The sequence below is a fragment of the Endozoicomonas arenosclerae genome (assembly GCF_001562015.1).
Lineage (GTDB): Bacteria > Pseudomonadota > Gammaproteobacteria > Pseudomonadales > Endozoicomonadaceae > Endozoicomonas_A > Endozoicomonas_A arenosclerae.
Genome location: NZ_LASA01000038.1, coordinates 1 through 12,529, shown reverse-complemented (window position 1 = coordinate 12,529; position 12,529 = coordinate 1). Strand labels below are relative to the sequence as shown.

General features: G+C 49.4%; 12 protein-coding genes. 5 read left to right on the top strand and 7 right to left on the bottom strand.

Annotated elements, in window-relative coordinates:
• Window positions 1–3: 3 nt before the first annotated feature.
• Window positions 4–1,122 (top strand): tRNA-queuosine alpha-mannosyltransferase domain-containing protein, encoded by a 1,119-nt coding sequence (locus tag WG89_RS02720; protein ID WP_062260893.1) that lies wholly within the window; start codon window positions 4–6, stop codon window positions 1,120–1,122.
• A 76-nt stretch (window positions 1,123–1,198) separates the two neighbouring features.
• Here the strand turns inward: WG89_RS02720 and WG89_RS02715 are convergent, their stop codons facing one another.
• The gene (locus WG89_RS02715) at window positions 1,199–4,288 is read right to left on the bottom strand and encodes an efflux RND transporter permease subunit (protein ID WP_062260890.1); all 3,090 of its coding nucleotides are present in this window, start codon (window positions 4,286–4,288) and stop codon (window positions 1,199–1,201) included.
• The gene (locus tag WG89_RS02710; protein ID WP_062260886.1) at window positions 4,285–5,325 is read right to left on the bottom strand and encodes an efflux RND transporter periplasmic adaptor subunit; all 1,041 of its coding nucleotides are present in this window, start codon (window positions 5,323–5,325) and stop codon (window positions 4,285–4,287) included. The genes WG89_RS02715 and WG89_RS02710 overlap by 4 nt, the downstream gene beginning before the upstream one ends.
• A 12-nt stretch (window positions 5,326–5,337) precedes the next feature.
• On the opposite strand from WG89_RS02710, the gene WG89_RS02705 reads away from it, so the two are divergent.
• Window positions 5,338–5,520, top strand: a complete 183-nt coding sequence (locus WG89_RS02705) for a hypothetical protein (RefSeq protein ID WP_062260883.1) — start codon at window positions 5,338–5,340, stop codon at window positions 5,518–5,520.
• A gap of 162 nt (window positions 5,521–5,682) precedes the next feature.
• Here the strand turns inward: WG89_RS02705 and minE are convergent, their stop codons facing one another.
• The 3 genes from minE to minC form a co-directional block, all read right to left on the bottom strand.
• On the bottom strand, window positions 5,683–5,940 hold the full coding sequence (minE, locus tag WG89_RS02700) for a cell division topological specificity factor MinE (RefSeq protein WP_062260880.1): 258 nt from the start codon (window positions 5,938–5,940) through the stop codon (window positions 5,683–5,685).
• The gene (gene minD / locus WG89_RS02695; protein ID WP_062260877.1) at window positions 5,937–6,752 is read right to left on the bottom strand and encodes a septum site-determining protein MinD; all 816 of its coding nucleotides are present in this window, start codon (window positions 6,750–6,752) and stop codon (window positions 5,937–5,939) included. Before minD ends, minE begins: the two co-directional genes overlap by 4 nt.
• 76 nt (window positions 6,753–6,828) lie before the next feature.
• Window positions 6,829–7,626 (bottom strand): septum site-determining protein MinC, encoded by a 798-nt coding sequence (minC, locus tag WG89_RS02690; protein WP_062260874.1) that lies wholly within the window; start codon window positions 7,624–7,626, stop codon window positions 6,829–6,831.
• Window positions 7,627–8,148: 522 nt separating this feature from the next.
• Between minC and lpxL the strand changes: the two genes are divergently transcribed.
• Window positions 8,149–9,096, top strand: coding sequence for an LpxL/LpxP family Kdo(2)-lipid IV(A) lauroyl/palmitoleoyl acyltransferase (lpxL, locus tag WG89_RS02685; RefSeq protein ID WP_062260871.1), 948 nt, complete (start codon window positions 8,149–8,151; stop codon window positions 9,094–9,096).
• A 190-nt stretch (window positions 9,097–9,286) separates the two neighbouring features.
• Entirely contained in the window at window positions 9,287–10,408 is a 1,122-nt protein-coding gene (locus tag WG89_RS02680) for a hypothetical protein (RefSeq protein WP_153301388.1), read from the top strand.
• Between the two features lie 98 nt (window positions 10,409–10,506).
• Here the strand turns inward: WG89_RS02680 and WG89_RS02675 are convergent, their stop codons facing one another.
• Window positions 10,507–11,196, bottom strand: coding sequence for an ureidoglycolate lyase (locus tag WG89_RS02675; RefSeq protein ID WP_079253617.1), 690 nt, complete (start codon window positions 11,194–11,196; stop codon window positions 10,507–10,509).
• A gap of 140 nt (window positions 11,197–11,336) precedes the next feature.
• Here WG89_RS02675 and WG89_RS02670 point away from each other — a divergent pair, with 140 nt between their 5' ends.
• Window positions 11,337–11,771 (top strand): GNAT family N-acetyltransferase, encoded by a 435-nt coding sequence (locus WG89_RS02670; protein WP_062260864.1) that lies wholly within the window; start codon window positions 11,337–11,339, stop codon window positions 11,769–11,771.
• Here WG89_RS02670 and WG89_RS02665 read toward each other — a convergent pair.
• A partial coding sequence (locus tag WG89_RS02665; protein ID WP_153301387.1) for a DDE-type integrase/transposase/recombinase occupies window positions 11,742–12,529 on the bottom strand: 788 nt, incomplete at its 5' end. The genes WG89_RS02670 and WG89_RS02665 overlap by 30 nt on opposite strands.

The following is a 12,529-nucleotide window of genomic DNA, read 5'->3' as shown; positions in this document are numbered from 1 at the left end:
CGAATGAAGATATTATTGTTGTCCGCCTATGATGCCATGAGTCACGGTTATTGGCGAAAAGGTTTGGTGGATACGTTTCCAGAGTATGACTGGACGGTGCTGACTTTGACCCCCCGTTATTTCAACTGGCGCCTGAGAGGGAACAGTCTCAGCTGGGCATTGGGGGAACGGGAAGTGCTGGAAGCAGGCTACGATCTGCTGGTGTGTACTTCAATGACGGATTTATCGGCGCTGAAAGGCATGATGCCTGCGCTGTCTAGAATTCCAACTCTCTGCTATTTCCACGAAAACCAGTTTGCCTACCCCCAGGCTGATACCCAGCATAAAAGTGTCGAACCCAAAATATTGAATCTTTATACGGCATTGGCTGCCGATCAGGTGTTGTTCAATACCGCTTATAACCGTGAGACCTTTCTTAAAGGTGTCGATCAGTTGCTGAAAAAACTGCCTGATCATATCCCGCCGGGTGTAGTTGAGCGTCTAAGAGAGTGCTCTGCTGTTTTACCTGTACCACTGCCCGACGTTGTCTTTAAACAACATTCCAGTGCTTTTCTGGATGAGCCATTGCAGATCGTTTGGAATCACCGCTGGGAATACGACAAATCACCGGAACGTTTCTTTCAGGCTCTGGGCTTTCTGAAGGAGAAAGGCGTGTCTTTTAAGGTGCATGTTGTGGGGCAGAGCTTCAGGAAGGTGCCGGAAGTGTTTGCAAGCGCGAAAGTGGAGTTTGCTGATGAGATCGGAAGTTGGGGCTATGTGGAGACGGTAGAAGAGTATCGGACGCTCCTGCAATCTTCTGATGTGGTGGTTTCAACAGCCATTCATGACTTTCAGGGCATTGCGATACTGGAAGCTGTGGCGGCAGGTTGTTACCCATTGGTGCCTGACAGGCTGGCTTACCCTGAGCTGTTTCCTGCAAGGCATCGTTATGGCTCTTTTGAAAATAGTCCTGAGAAAGAGGCCAGACTATTGGCGGATGGTCTGGCAGAGCTGGCAGCAATGAAGGCTGGGGGGGAAGAGTTGGCGGCTCCTGACGTTCAGGGCCTGAGCTGGCATTCACTCAGACCCTGTTATCAGGAATGGTTGGAGCAGTTAGGAAGCACCTCATACCGTTCGCACTGAGCTTGTCGAAGTGCATTACCAGCATCCTTCGACAAGCTCAGGATGAGCGGAGTTATGAGCTTGGCTGCACTGGATCTCAGGCTTCTTTTAACTGTTGCTCCAGTTGCTGGCTGACATGCTCAGGAGATGTCGTCTTTTTAGCCAGCAGGGTATACATGGCCGGAACCACAAAAATAGTCAGCAGGCTGGAGATCAGGACACCGCAGAAGACAACTACACCAATGGTGAATCGAGATTCTGCACCGGCCCCTGTAGAGAGCAGCAGAGGTACAGCACCGGCCACTGTAGTGAGAGCTGTCATCAGAATAGGTCTTAGTCTGAGTTTGGAAGCCTGAATCACCGCTTTTTCAAAAGCCAGACCCTGATCACGAAGCTGGTTGGCAAACTCGACGATCAGAATACCGTTTTTGGTGGCCAGTCCGATCAGCATGATCAAGGCAAGTTGACTGTAAATGTTCAGGGTTTCGCCAGCCAGTAACAGTCCTGCCAGAGCTCCAGCCAGTCCCAGGGGGACCGTCAGCATCACCACCAGAGGGTGAATAAAACTTTCAAACTGAGCGGCCAATACCAGATATACGATCAACATGGCCAGACCAAAGATCATCAGGATGGAACTCTGGTTTGAGCGGTAATCCAGTGACTCACCTTTATAATCGACAGTGGCTTCCTGGGGCAGGTTATCCACCACCAGTTTGTCCAGGTAATCCAGTGCTTCACCTATGGAGTAGCCGTCTTCAAGGCTGGCAGAAAGTGTGATGGCACGGTTTCGGTTGTAGTGACGCAGCTGGGCGGCTTTGCCCACTTCTTCGACCGATACGAGGTTGTCCATTCTGATGAGGGCGCCCGTAGTGTGGGAGCGAACATAGAGTGAAGCCAGGTCTTCAGCGGTCAGGAACGTGTCGTCCGGGGCTTTCAGGTAGACATCGTACTCTTCACCTCTTTCCATAAAGGTGGTGGCGGTGACACCACCAAGCATGATTTCCAGGGTGGAGCCAATCTCATCGGCAGAGACGCCCAGCTGTTGGGCCCTTTCCTTGTTAATGCTGACTTCCAGCTGAGGCTGGTTCTGGTTAAAGTCCAGGTCCAGGTCGGTCAGGCCAGGGTTTTCACTGGCTTTTTCCATCAACAGGTCTGACCACTCAACCAGTTCATCAAACGATCCGCCACCGAGAACAAACTGGATGGGCGCCTGGGAGCGGCCACCTATGGATGAACGCATCACCGGAAAGGCAGAGACGTTGGGAATGTCTGAGGTAAGCTGTCGTATTTTTTTGGCCAGTTCGAAAACTGACATGTCTCGATCAGCCCAGTCATCCATCCCGACAATCAGCATGCCGGAGTTGTTGCCCCGTCCACCCCAGCCAGGGGTTTGCATGAACATAAACTGCAGGGGGCCATTATCCAGCTCGGGTAACAATCGGGATTCAATATCCAGCATGCTGTCTTCCATGCTCTGATAACTGGCGCCTTCAGGCCCTTTTACCATGACAAACACCACACCCCGGTCTTCCGGGGGGGTAAAGGTTTGCGGAATCATGGGGTAGAGCAGGGCCGACAGCGCCAATGAGCCCGCCAGAATGCCAGCTCCCAGCCATTTGTGACGGATAAAGGCGGTCAGCCCGCGCTCATAAAGCTGTTCTATCTTGCCCAGACCCCGTTCGGTCAGCTGATTCAGTCTGGAGGGTTTGACGTTCAGCTTCAGGATCTTGGAGCCCAGCATCGGCGACAGTGTGAGAGCAATCAAACTTGAGAATACGACAGCGCCTGCAAGGGTCAGTGCATATTCCGAGAACAGGCGTCCGATCGTGCCTGACATAAAGACGATGGGCACAAACGTCATCACCAGCACCACCGTGGTAGCGATAACGGCAAAACCTACTTCCCGGGCACCTTTCCAGGCAGCCACTAATGGGGGCTCACCTTCTTCCAAATGCCGGTGAATGTTTTCCAGGACAACAATGGCGTCGTCTACTACCAGTCCAATGGCAAGAATCAGAGCCAGCAGGGTCAGCAGGTTAATGGAATAACCCAGGGCGTAAATAACAATAAAGGCGCTGATCAATGATACCGGAACTGTTACGGCAGGTATCAGTGTGGCACGGGCGCTGCCCAGGAAAATATAGAGCACGAGAATAACCAGCCCAACAGTGATGAACAGGGTCTGGTATACCTCGTTAATGGCACCTTCTATAAAGACTGAAGCGTCATAGGTGGTGCTTAACTCGGCACCTTCCGGCAGGAAGGGGCGGAAAGCTTCGATTTCGGCTTTGACATTTTTGACCACGGTCAGCGGATTAGCGCTGGAGAGTGGCACTATGCCCAGAGTCACAACATTCTGGCCATTGGCTTTGGCCAGACTCTCAGTGTCTTTGGCATCGGTTCGGATGCTGGCAACGTCAGACAGGTAGACAGTAGAGCTGCCATCTTGACGAACCACCAGGCGGCGGAAGTCTTCAACGGTGTTGTAATCCCTGATAACCCGAACCTGCAAACTGCGCTGTTTACTGTTCAGCTCACCGGCAGGGAGTTCAACATTATCCCATTCAAGGGCATTCTGGATATCCGATGCGGTGATCTGTCGAGCGGCCATGGCTAAGGGGTCCAGCTCCACACGCATAACGTATTCACGAATACCGAAAATTTCGGCAGAACTGACACCGTCAACCAGACCAAGGCGGTCCTGCAGGGTTCTCTGGGCGTAGTCCGTCAATTCTATGGGGGACATCCGCTCACTTTTCAGTGTGATCATCAGAATGGATTCACCACTACCGTCGTCTTTCCAGACTACAGGGGATTCCGCTTCGTCAGGCATTCGCCAGGTGATTCTGGAAAGTGCTTCCCGGACGTCATTGGCCGCGCTGTCCATATCCCGATCAGGATTGAATTCGATATTGATTCGGGAGTTACCATGGGAGCTGCTGCTTTCTATGGCTTTGATCCCTTCAATGCCGCCTAACTGATCTTCAATGACATTGGTGATTTTTGACTCAACCACTTCAGCGGAAGCACCGTCATAAGTGGTGGTCACACTGACTTTGGGTGAAGTAGTATCCGGCAGTTCACGAATCGGCAGCATAAGAAAGGTGACTATGCCAAAGGTCACCAGCAAGAGGCTGACTACTGTCGCAAAGACCGGCCTTTTTACCGATAGATCGGACAACATCATGAGCGAGACTCCGGACCTTTATGAGAGTCGGAGTTAACAACGCGATCTTCACCAAGAGACACTTTTCTACCGTCAGAGACTTTGATAATGCCTTCGTCCACGATGCGTTCGCCGATTTCCAGTCCGGAAACTACGGTGATTTGATCACCCAGGGTTTTACCGGTTTGTACACTGCGCTGGTGAGCAACGCCTTTATCATCAATGACATAAACAAAGCGCTGGTTACCGCTGAACAGCAGGCTTCTTGCAGGTACGACCAGGGCGGTGCTGGCGGGGCCGGCAACATTAATTCTCATCAGCATGCCCGGGCGAAGTTTGCGGTCACTGTTTTGCAAAGTGGCGCGTACCTTGAAGGTCAGATTAACCGGGTCTATGCGAGGGTTAATGGTTTCGATGACTCCGCTGAACTGCAGGTTGGGCCAGGCCTCTGTAGAAGCGGTTATGGAGGAGCCGGGATTTATCTTACTCAGGGTGTTTTCAGGCAGCTCAAACGTCAGCTTCATACTGCTGAGGTCGTCAAGCGTGGTGATCACAGTAGCGGCATTAATCAAGGTGCCCAGGCTGACTTCATGAAAACCCAGGGTGCCATTGAAAGGCGCTTCAATAGAGTAATGATCAAGAATGGCTTCTTCAGCACTGAGCTGGGCTGTCAGTCGATCCACTTCTGCCTGCATGGCTTCCAGCTCGTCCTGGGAGACCGCTTTGCGCTTGAACAGCGTCTGCATATAGTCGAGCTGTCGTTTTTTATCTTTAAGTGAAATTTTGGCTTCGGTTACTTTGGCGGATTGTTCTCGGTCGTCCAGCTTGATCAAGGTGTTGCCTTGCTCAACTTTACCACCTTCACTCAGTTCAAGGCTGACTATACGGCCATCAATCTGTGGTGTGATATCCACGGACTGATTGGCAGTGAGTGAACCAATAGCCGACAAAGGTCTTTCAATGGTCTCTTCCTGAACTATGGTAGAAGTCACCCGGGGAGCTTGCTTACCCGCTGCCAGAGTGAAGGGCGATAGACAAAGCAGCAGGAGTGCTGCCATATAAGGGATCGGATGAGTAGTACTTCTGGTCATCAGCTGTGTGTCGAGAACTTCAGTGGAGTGAGTATTCTTGGCTCAGGCTATTCAGGAAATACGGCGGCTGTAAACGACGGGACAAGGCCATTCATAGGTTTTGACGGTAAATCCGGTTTATGGCTGAGGATCAACGGTGTGAAGTTTGATGCCAGCCTTTAGCGTGCGCTTTTATGTGTGAAACCATTCTCGTCTAAATGAGATCAATTATCAGCAAGCTTTACAGACTCTTTCATTCAGACATTAACAAAGTAGCCAGCTGACACAGAATGTTCTGTGTCAGTGCTTTTGAGAAATTATACGGGAGTGAAGCGGGTGGGCGTATCAGGAGTTTTCCGGTAACTGGACGTTCACTTCGAGGGTAGAGCAGTCCCCTTCATTATCCAGCCGAACGGAAATGGTGTTGTCAGCGACCTGAAAATACTTCTCGATGACTTTCAGAATGTCTTGTTTCATGGCAGGCAAAAAGTCATGCCCTGAACGGTTCAGGCGTTCATGAGCCACCAGAATCTGCAGACGTTCCTTGGCGACCGATGCACTGCATTCAGACTTGTTGGATTTAAAAAATTGCAGGAGGCTCATGCGCGGCTCCCAAAGACTTTCTGGAAGAAGCCTTTTTTAGGTGCATCAATAAACCGGTGGGGTAATTCAGCTCCCAGGAAGCGTGCGACCATGTCATTGTAGGCCTGGCCTGCATCCGTTGCCTGCTGGTGAATCACCGGAACACCGTGGTTAGAAGCCTTGAGTACGTCTTTCGATTCAGGTACTACGGCCAGTAATGGAATCGCCAGAATTTCCTGAACGTCCTCAACATTGAGCATGTCACCCATTTCAACCCGGGTTGGGTTGTAGCGGGTCAACAGCAGGTGTTCCTTGACCGGGTCAAGGTTCTGTTCTGCGCGACGGGATTTGCTTTGCAGAATGCCGAGGATGCGATCGGAGTCCCTGACCGAGGAAACTTCCGGATTGGTGGTGATAATGGCTTCGTCTGCAAAGTACAGGGCCATCAGTGCACCGTGTTCAATACCGGCAGGGGAGTCGCAGATGATGTACTCAAAATCTTTAGCCAGCTCATCAAAGACAGCCTGAATGCCTTCGCGGGTCAAAGCTTCCTTGTCCCGGGTTTGCGATGCAGGGAGTACACTGAGGTTCTCGGTGTGTTTGTCTTTGATCAGAGCCTGGTGCAGAGCCGCTTCGCCGTTGATGACATTAATCAGGTCATAGACGACTCTGCGCTCACAACCCATGATCAGGTCAAGATTGCGCAGCCCTACATCAAAATCGATCACCACGGTTCTGTGTCCCTTCATGGCCAGACCCGTGGCAAATGAAGCGCTGGTTGTGGTTTTGCCAACACCGCCTTTTCCTGACGTTACAACTATTATGCGTGCCAAGTTCAAATCCTGTGAATAGTTTGAGGTTGTCAAAAGCAGACTCCCTCACAGTGGTGATCGTTGCTTCCAGTATTTATTAAAGCCTGCTGATGTGCAAGTGATCTGCAGCAAGCTTTATTAAAACAGATTTACCCCAGTGGCGGCTCCAGGTTGATCCTTCCGCCTGGCTGGTCAGTTTGTACTGACCACTGATGGAGATCAGTTCAGCCTCAAAACGGTGGCAGAATATTCTTGCCTGAGTGTTTCCATTAACCCCGGCCAGTGCTCTGCCTCTTAAAGGACCGTAGACGTGTATGTGCCCGCCAGCCAGTAATTCTGCACCTGGACTGACCTGTGATAAAACAACCAGATCGCCGGGAGCGTAAATTTGCTGACCGGAACGAACGGGTTGTTCAATAATTCTTGTTTCTGAAGCTGAAGTCTCTGAGTTGAGTTTCGAGCCTCCCTCAGCTCCGGCCGACGCTTCAGAGGGTTCCAGGCTTTCAACCGGAACCTGCTGGCTGGATTGCTTCATCATGACCACGTTTTTCTCTGAACGTGGTTTTTGGGAAGGTAACCAGGCAATGCCAGCTCGTTCAGCAGACAGTTTATACTGCTCATTGCCTCTTACGGCTACCAACATCATACCCGACTGTTTCAATCGCTCGCTGACGGCAATAAGATCAGGAGCTGCCATGGCTGACGGTAATTTTTCAAGAGCCAGAACAACCGGCGTTTGTTGAAAAAAATGAGGGGCTTTTTCTGACATGGCCTGCAGCTGCTGGCTGAGACTGCTCAGACAGCTGTTGTGCAATTCAAGCGTAGTCAGTGTATAAATACCGCCTTTCAACTGAAAAGCTGCGGTTTGCTGTTTTGAGGTCAGTGTTGAATTCATGGCAGTAACGGCAGTGTGTCAGTGGATCCCTGTGCAGCTGACGGGCCAGTTGATCGTAAAGACAACCTACGGAATCTGATAAAGAATAGACGGTTCTTTCTGGGTGTTATCCTTGAACGATATTCCTGATCAGGGTCCGAGCCTATCACTCCGCTCGAGCGTTCAGATTATGATCATACGGCTAAAATCTCAAGTGCCTTTACAGTCTCTGATACCATGAGAGACATGACCTGAACCAGAGCACCTGAGATAATAGGGCTCAGCACTAATCGGTCTGATTGTTATTTAATGTTATTAATGGTGAATAATTTTTAGTCGACCGTTGCTGAGAATGATTATATCGGTAGCTTAAAATTAATTAATGCTTATTAATAGGAATTTGAGAGGCAGTGCGCAGTGTTGATTATGAAATTGCCGCAGTTTGTACTTTCATGTTTAGGGATGGGCTGCATTTTCAGCTCATGGCTGTTTGATAGTGTGACCTGTTCCTGCAGATTTTTGAGACAGGTTTCTGGTGAATAGATGAAGTCGGAAGAATTAAGCAACACCACAGAAGCGGATCGTTTTCTGTGGTCCTACCTGAAACCAAAGTTCTGGCCGGTTTGGCTGGGATTGGGCTTCACCGCTCTGGTGGCTCTTTTGCCTTTCCCTGTCATGGTGCGTCTGGGGCGCTTGATTGGCCGTCTGTTGCTACGTTTTGGAGGCAGCAGGGTGCGTATCACCCGGGTGAATCTGGAAAAGTGTTTTCCCCGGATGAGTGAGTCAGAGCGTGCAGTGCTTTTAGAAAAGAACTTCGAGTCTGTGGGTATTGGCCTGATGGAAGTGCTGATGGCCTGGTGGTGGCCCCGGGAGCGTCTTGAGCGACTTGTGACGTATAAAGGGCTTGAACATCTGGAATCAGAATCAAAGCAGGGTAATCTTCTGTTGATATTGCACTTCACCACCATAGAAATTTCCGGTGCGCTGATTACTCTGAAGCACAGTGTTGATGCTACCTATCGCGAGCATAAAAACCCTGTGTTCGAGTACATGCAGAGACGTCAGCGTTTGCGTTATGACAGAGGCAGTCGACTGCTGGGGCGTAGAGATGTCCGAGGCATGTTGCGTTCTCTGAGGCAGGGCAAAACCGTCTGGTACTCACCTGATCAGGACTATGGCCCCAAACAAAGTGTCTTTGCTCCATTCTTTGGTGTTCAAACTGCGTCAGTGACCGGTACTTCCCGAATGACCAAAATGGGTAAGGCAAGAGTGGTGCCGATGGTGGTAACCCGAAGGCCGGGTGCTGAAGGTTATGTGCTGGAAGTGTTTGAAGCCTGGAAAGATTTCCCCCAGGGGGACGATTTACAGGATGCCACCCGGGTTAACCAGTTTGTGGAAGAGCAGGTTCGCAAGAATCCAGATCAGTACATGTGGCTGCATCGTCGTTTTAAAACCCGACCTGAGGGTGAAGCAGGGTTTTATCAAAAATAATTTTTTTATCTTTATGAGTACTGAAAAGAGCCCTGTATTTCGGCTCTTTTTAGTGCAGTCAAACTGACAAATCCACAGATAAGAGTCTTTATCCTATGGGACTCGACAAAAGTCTGATCCACTAATTTCCTATAGAGATTATCTATCTGCCTTACTAGTCTCTACTGAATGGGAGTAGTGGGGAAAGCCTATGAATGTATCAACTTCAAATCCAGTGAAGCAGGACTTTATATCGTTATTGCCTTCAATGTCTTCGCCTGCCAAGTGCTGGGAGCCGTATGTAGGGGGGGATGAAAACGGTAATTTCTCTACACCTGTTTTCAGGCAGTTAATTGATCGTGCGGTAAAGAGTTCATCATTTGTTGCTTATATGAAAGCGGGTATTCCCGGGCATGCCTATTTTGAAGTGGGTAACCCTGATCATTTTTATAGTGTCGGTTTTGGCTCAGATGGGTCAAAGGTTTTTGAAAAGTATTGGAAAGGGTTGCCATTCTCGGGTTTTATGGATGAGTTTCTTTCATCTCTGGATGGTTGGGGTTATATCAGCGATCACTATGACTATGTAGAGAATGATCTGGGAAATCATTATCTTGCAATGGCTGAAATTCCACTGTCAGAAGATGCTGCAGAGCGCATTAAGGAGGCAGTCGATAGAGATTATGAAGATTGTCAGGAAGACCCTGATCAAAGTGCTTGTCACTATCGGTTGTTCGGTCAGAACTGTGTGGATTACACCCAGAAATACTTTGAGATGTCGGGCCTTCCCGGTCACTTTATTGATTACTTCACTGCTGATGAGCTTGCCCGATCAGCATCATTCGCCAGCTTTTATGCCAAGCCTGGAATGGAGCAATTGAAAAACCTTGCTGTATCTTCAGATGAAGATATTGCTGGTCTGCGTTCTTCAATGGCTGTGGCCTCTGGAATGGTTGTTTTATCAATGGTGTGCAGTGTGAAATTATGGAACTGGCTGCATCAAAAGCCAGTGTATGAACCTGTAGATTATGATGTGACGTTAACAAATCTACGGGAAGTGAATAAACAGCTTGTTCAGCAGTGCCAAAAGCTTGAATGTGAAATCGATGATTTGGCTGGGCTGATTCCAGATAAAGCTCGGGAGTTGATTGTTTCACGTTTTTTAGATTTTGCTTTTGATGCGGACAATATTGAATATAAGTTGACTGTTGATCCGCACTCTCAAAAGAATCTGCGTGCCTGTCAGGGGGAAATAGATGGAATTATGAAAACTGCCAGTACGCTGGAAGCCGTAATCAGAGATATCAAGAGAAGCTGTGGTTCTGTTCATGCATGATCAGGATGTGGGCTGTTTTTTTACGATACCAAGAGTTTTTCTATTACCTGTTAAGTAGTAAGAGCCGTATATGACGGCTCCTGTTTGGACCGTTCAATTCAATGAGTGTCAGGCGTGGATAGAGGCACTTCCAGATAAACATTGAACTCTTTGACAAAATCTACAGCGATACAAGCGTGTACCTTCCCCTGCTTATCTTTGAATTCAGCGTAATCTGCCACAGGGTAGAGGGGTTGGTGCCAGATGTTTGGGAAGATCTGAATGCCAAAGCTGCCATCGCAATAAAAAGCGACAAAGTCAGATGGTTTTACGTCATCACCGGGAAGTGCAAGCAAGGCTACGAAAGGCTCGCGATTTTTGGGGTAGAAAAGCTGGCCACCATCGGGGTGGTAATTGGCTTCTCTTACCAGAACGCGAGAGTAATCAACGTTCTCAGTATTGTCGGCACTGGCGGTTGCCGGGTCAGCAAACCAGCCCGTGACATATTGGCCATCAACGGCGTGGTTGCGGGCCAGCATTAATTCACCAGCACGCTGAAATTCAAAATCACCTTCCGTAGTGCCACCTTCGTTGCCAGTACCGGACTCTACAGGCCGCCAGCCTTGGGCTGGCCAAGTCTCAATGATGATTTCTTCCTGCTCAAAATTGTCCACAATACGGCCGTATTCGGCAAAACTTACAGCGTCGGCTCTGATCATCGGGACTTTATGGGTGCCCGCGTCATTTAGAGAGACGACTTCATCAAACTGAATGCAGGGTTTATGTTGCTCGACTTCTGGCTGAGACATCGGAGTTTCCATTGGATGAGGTGGCACAACGATGTGAACTATATGGCATGAATGCTTCAGATCCATGTCGGTTTCGTGGCATATTGATGACCGCTTCCAGGGTTGAAGCAAGTAGTATGGATCTATAAGGGAGTGGTTCGATGAAGCCTTTAAAAGTAAGAAATGGACTGGCTGCTGATGTACAGAAAGTCAGTGAGATTCATATCAAGGCTTGGCAGTCCGCCTACCGAGGACTGTTGCCGGATCAAATGCTGGATCAATTGAGTCTGGATCGTCGTATAAATGGCTGGAAGATGATTCTGGATAAGAATCAGGGGCAGCTCTCTGTTTTGGAGGCGGCTGAAACCCTAGTGGGTTTTGTTCATATCCAGGCAGCAAGAGATAAAGAGCTGGCTGCTGAAAAAGTGGGAGAAATCACTTCTATCTATCTCGAGCCGGATTGCATTGGGCTTGGCTATGGGAAGGCGTTGCTTAATCACGCGGTTGAGCAGCTTAGTATTTTCCAATTGAAAAATGAGCCTGAAGAAGAGTGCATGACTCCGGCCTCAGGCTGGTCGTTCATAGATGACTGTTAGTAAGTTCTCTCTGGCGTTTTGAAGCCTTCGTGCCGCTTCATTATCGGTCATGACATGCGCTTTCGCCTCCAAACTTTTCAGGGTGACTCCGCTCTTCAAGTATTGCTGGGCATCTTGCAGAGAAACAAACTTTTCATAGGGCGTCATCATATCTTCGTAACGGTAACGCTTTCTCTCTTTGCCCTTCTTGTCCACGTAAACATCCGGAAAGAAACAAGGCCGGTGATAGTTCAGATAAGGGTTCAGGTATTCTCTGTCGAAGCGGTTGACCAGCACGGCAAACTGCTGGGGAATATGGGCGTATCCCAGTATTTTCCTGATCACTGAACCATTTTTGCTTTCCACCAACGCATTGTCATTACTGTGACGGGAACGTGACTTTGTGAGGGCTATGTGAAGCTTGTTCAGCAGCTTGGCCACCTTATGGTTGATGTACTCTGAGCCGTTGTCAGAATGGAATGCCAGGAGCTTGAAAGGGAACGTCGCCAGAATCTCTTCCAGTACGGATATCATAAAGGTTTCGCTGATGCGCTCCACAGAACAGACTACTTCAAACTGGGTGACCTCATCGACAGCATTGATGTGATACAGCCCTTTCACGCCATCCTTATCGCCCTGGTGAACCGTATCAACTCGAATAAACCCCGGCCTGCCCTGAGGGTCTGGACGACGGCGTACGCCAATAGCTCTCTGGACTGAGCGAGTCCCATTCTTCTTGCGTCGTACCGTCTGATAAGTGTGAGACTGCCTGAGGTTGT

Coding starts and splice junctions, on each gene's coding strand:
- WG89_RS02670 (WP_062260864.1), top strand. CDS start 11,337: ATGAAGCCTTTAAAAGTAAGAAATGGACTGGCTGCTGATGTACAGAAA.
- WG89_RS02720 (WP_062260893.1), top strand. CDS start 4: ATGAAGATATTATTGTTGTCCGCCTATGATGCCATGAGTCACGGTTAT.
- minC (WP_062260874.1), bottom strand. CDS start 7,626: ATGAATTCAACACTGACCTCAAAACAGCAAACCGCAGCTTTTCAGTTG.
- lpxL (WP_062260871.1), top strand. CDS start 8,149: ATGAAGTCGGAAGAATTAAGCAACACCACAGAAGCGGATCGTTTTCTG.
- WG89_RS02715 (WP_062260890.1), bottom strand. CDS start 4,288: ATGATGTTGTCCGATCTATCGGTAAAAAGGCCGGTCTTTGCGACAGTA.
- WG89_RS02680 (WP_153301388.1), top strand. CDS start 9,287: ATGAATGTATCAACTTCAAATCCAGTGAAGCAGGACTTTATATCGTTA.
- minE (WP_062260880.1), bottom strand. CDS start 5,940: ATGAGCCTCCTGCAATTTTTTAAATCCAACAAGTCTGAATGCAGTGCA.
- WG89_RS02710 (WP_062260886.1), bottom strand. CDS start 5,325: ATGGCAGCACTCCTGCTGCTTTGTCTATCGCCCTTCACTCTGGCAGCG.
- WG89_RS02705 (WP_062260883.1), top strand. CDS start 5,338: ATGAGTAGTACTTCTGGTCATCAGCTGTGTGTCGAGAACTTCAGTGGA.
- WG89_RS02675 (WP_079253617.1), bottom strand. CDS start 11,196: ATGTCTCAGCCAGAAGTCGAGCAACATAAACCCTGCATTCAGTTTGAT.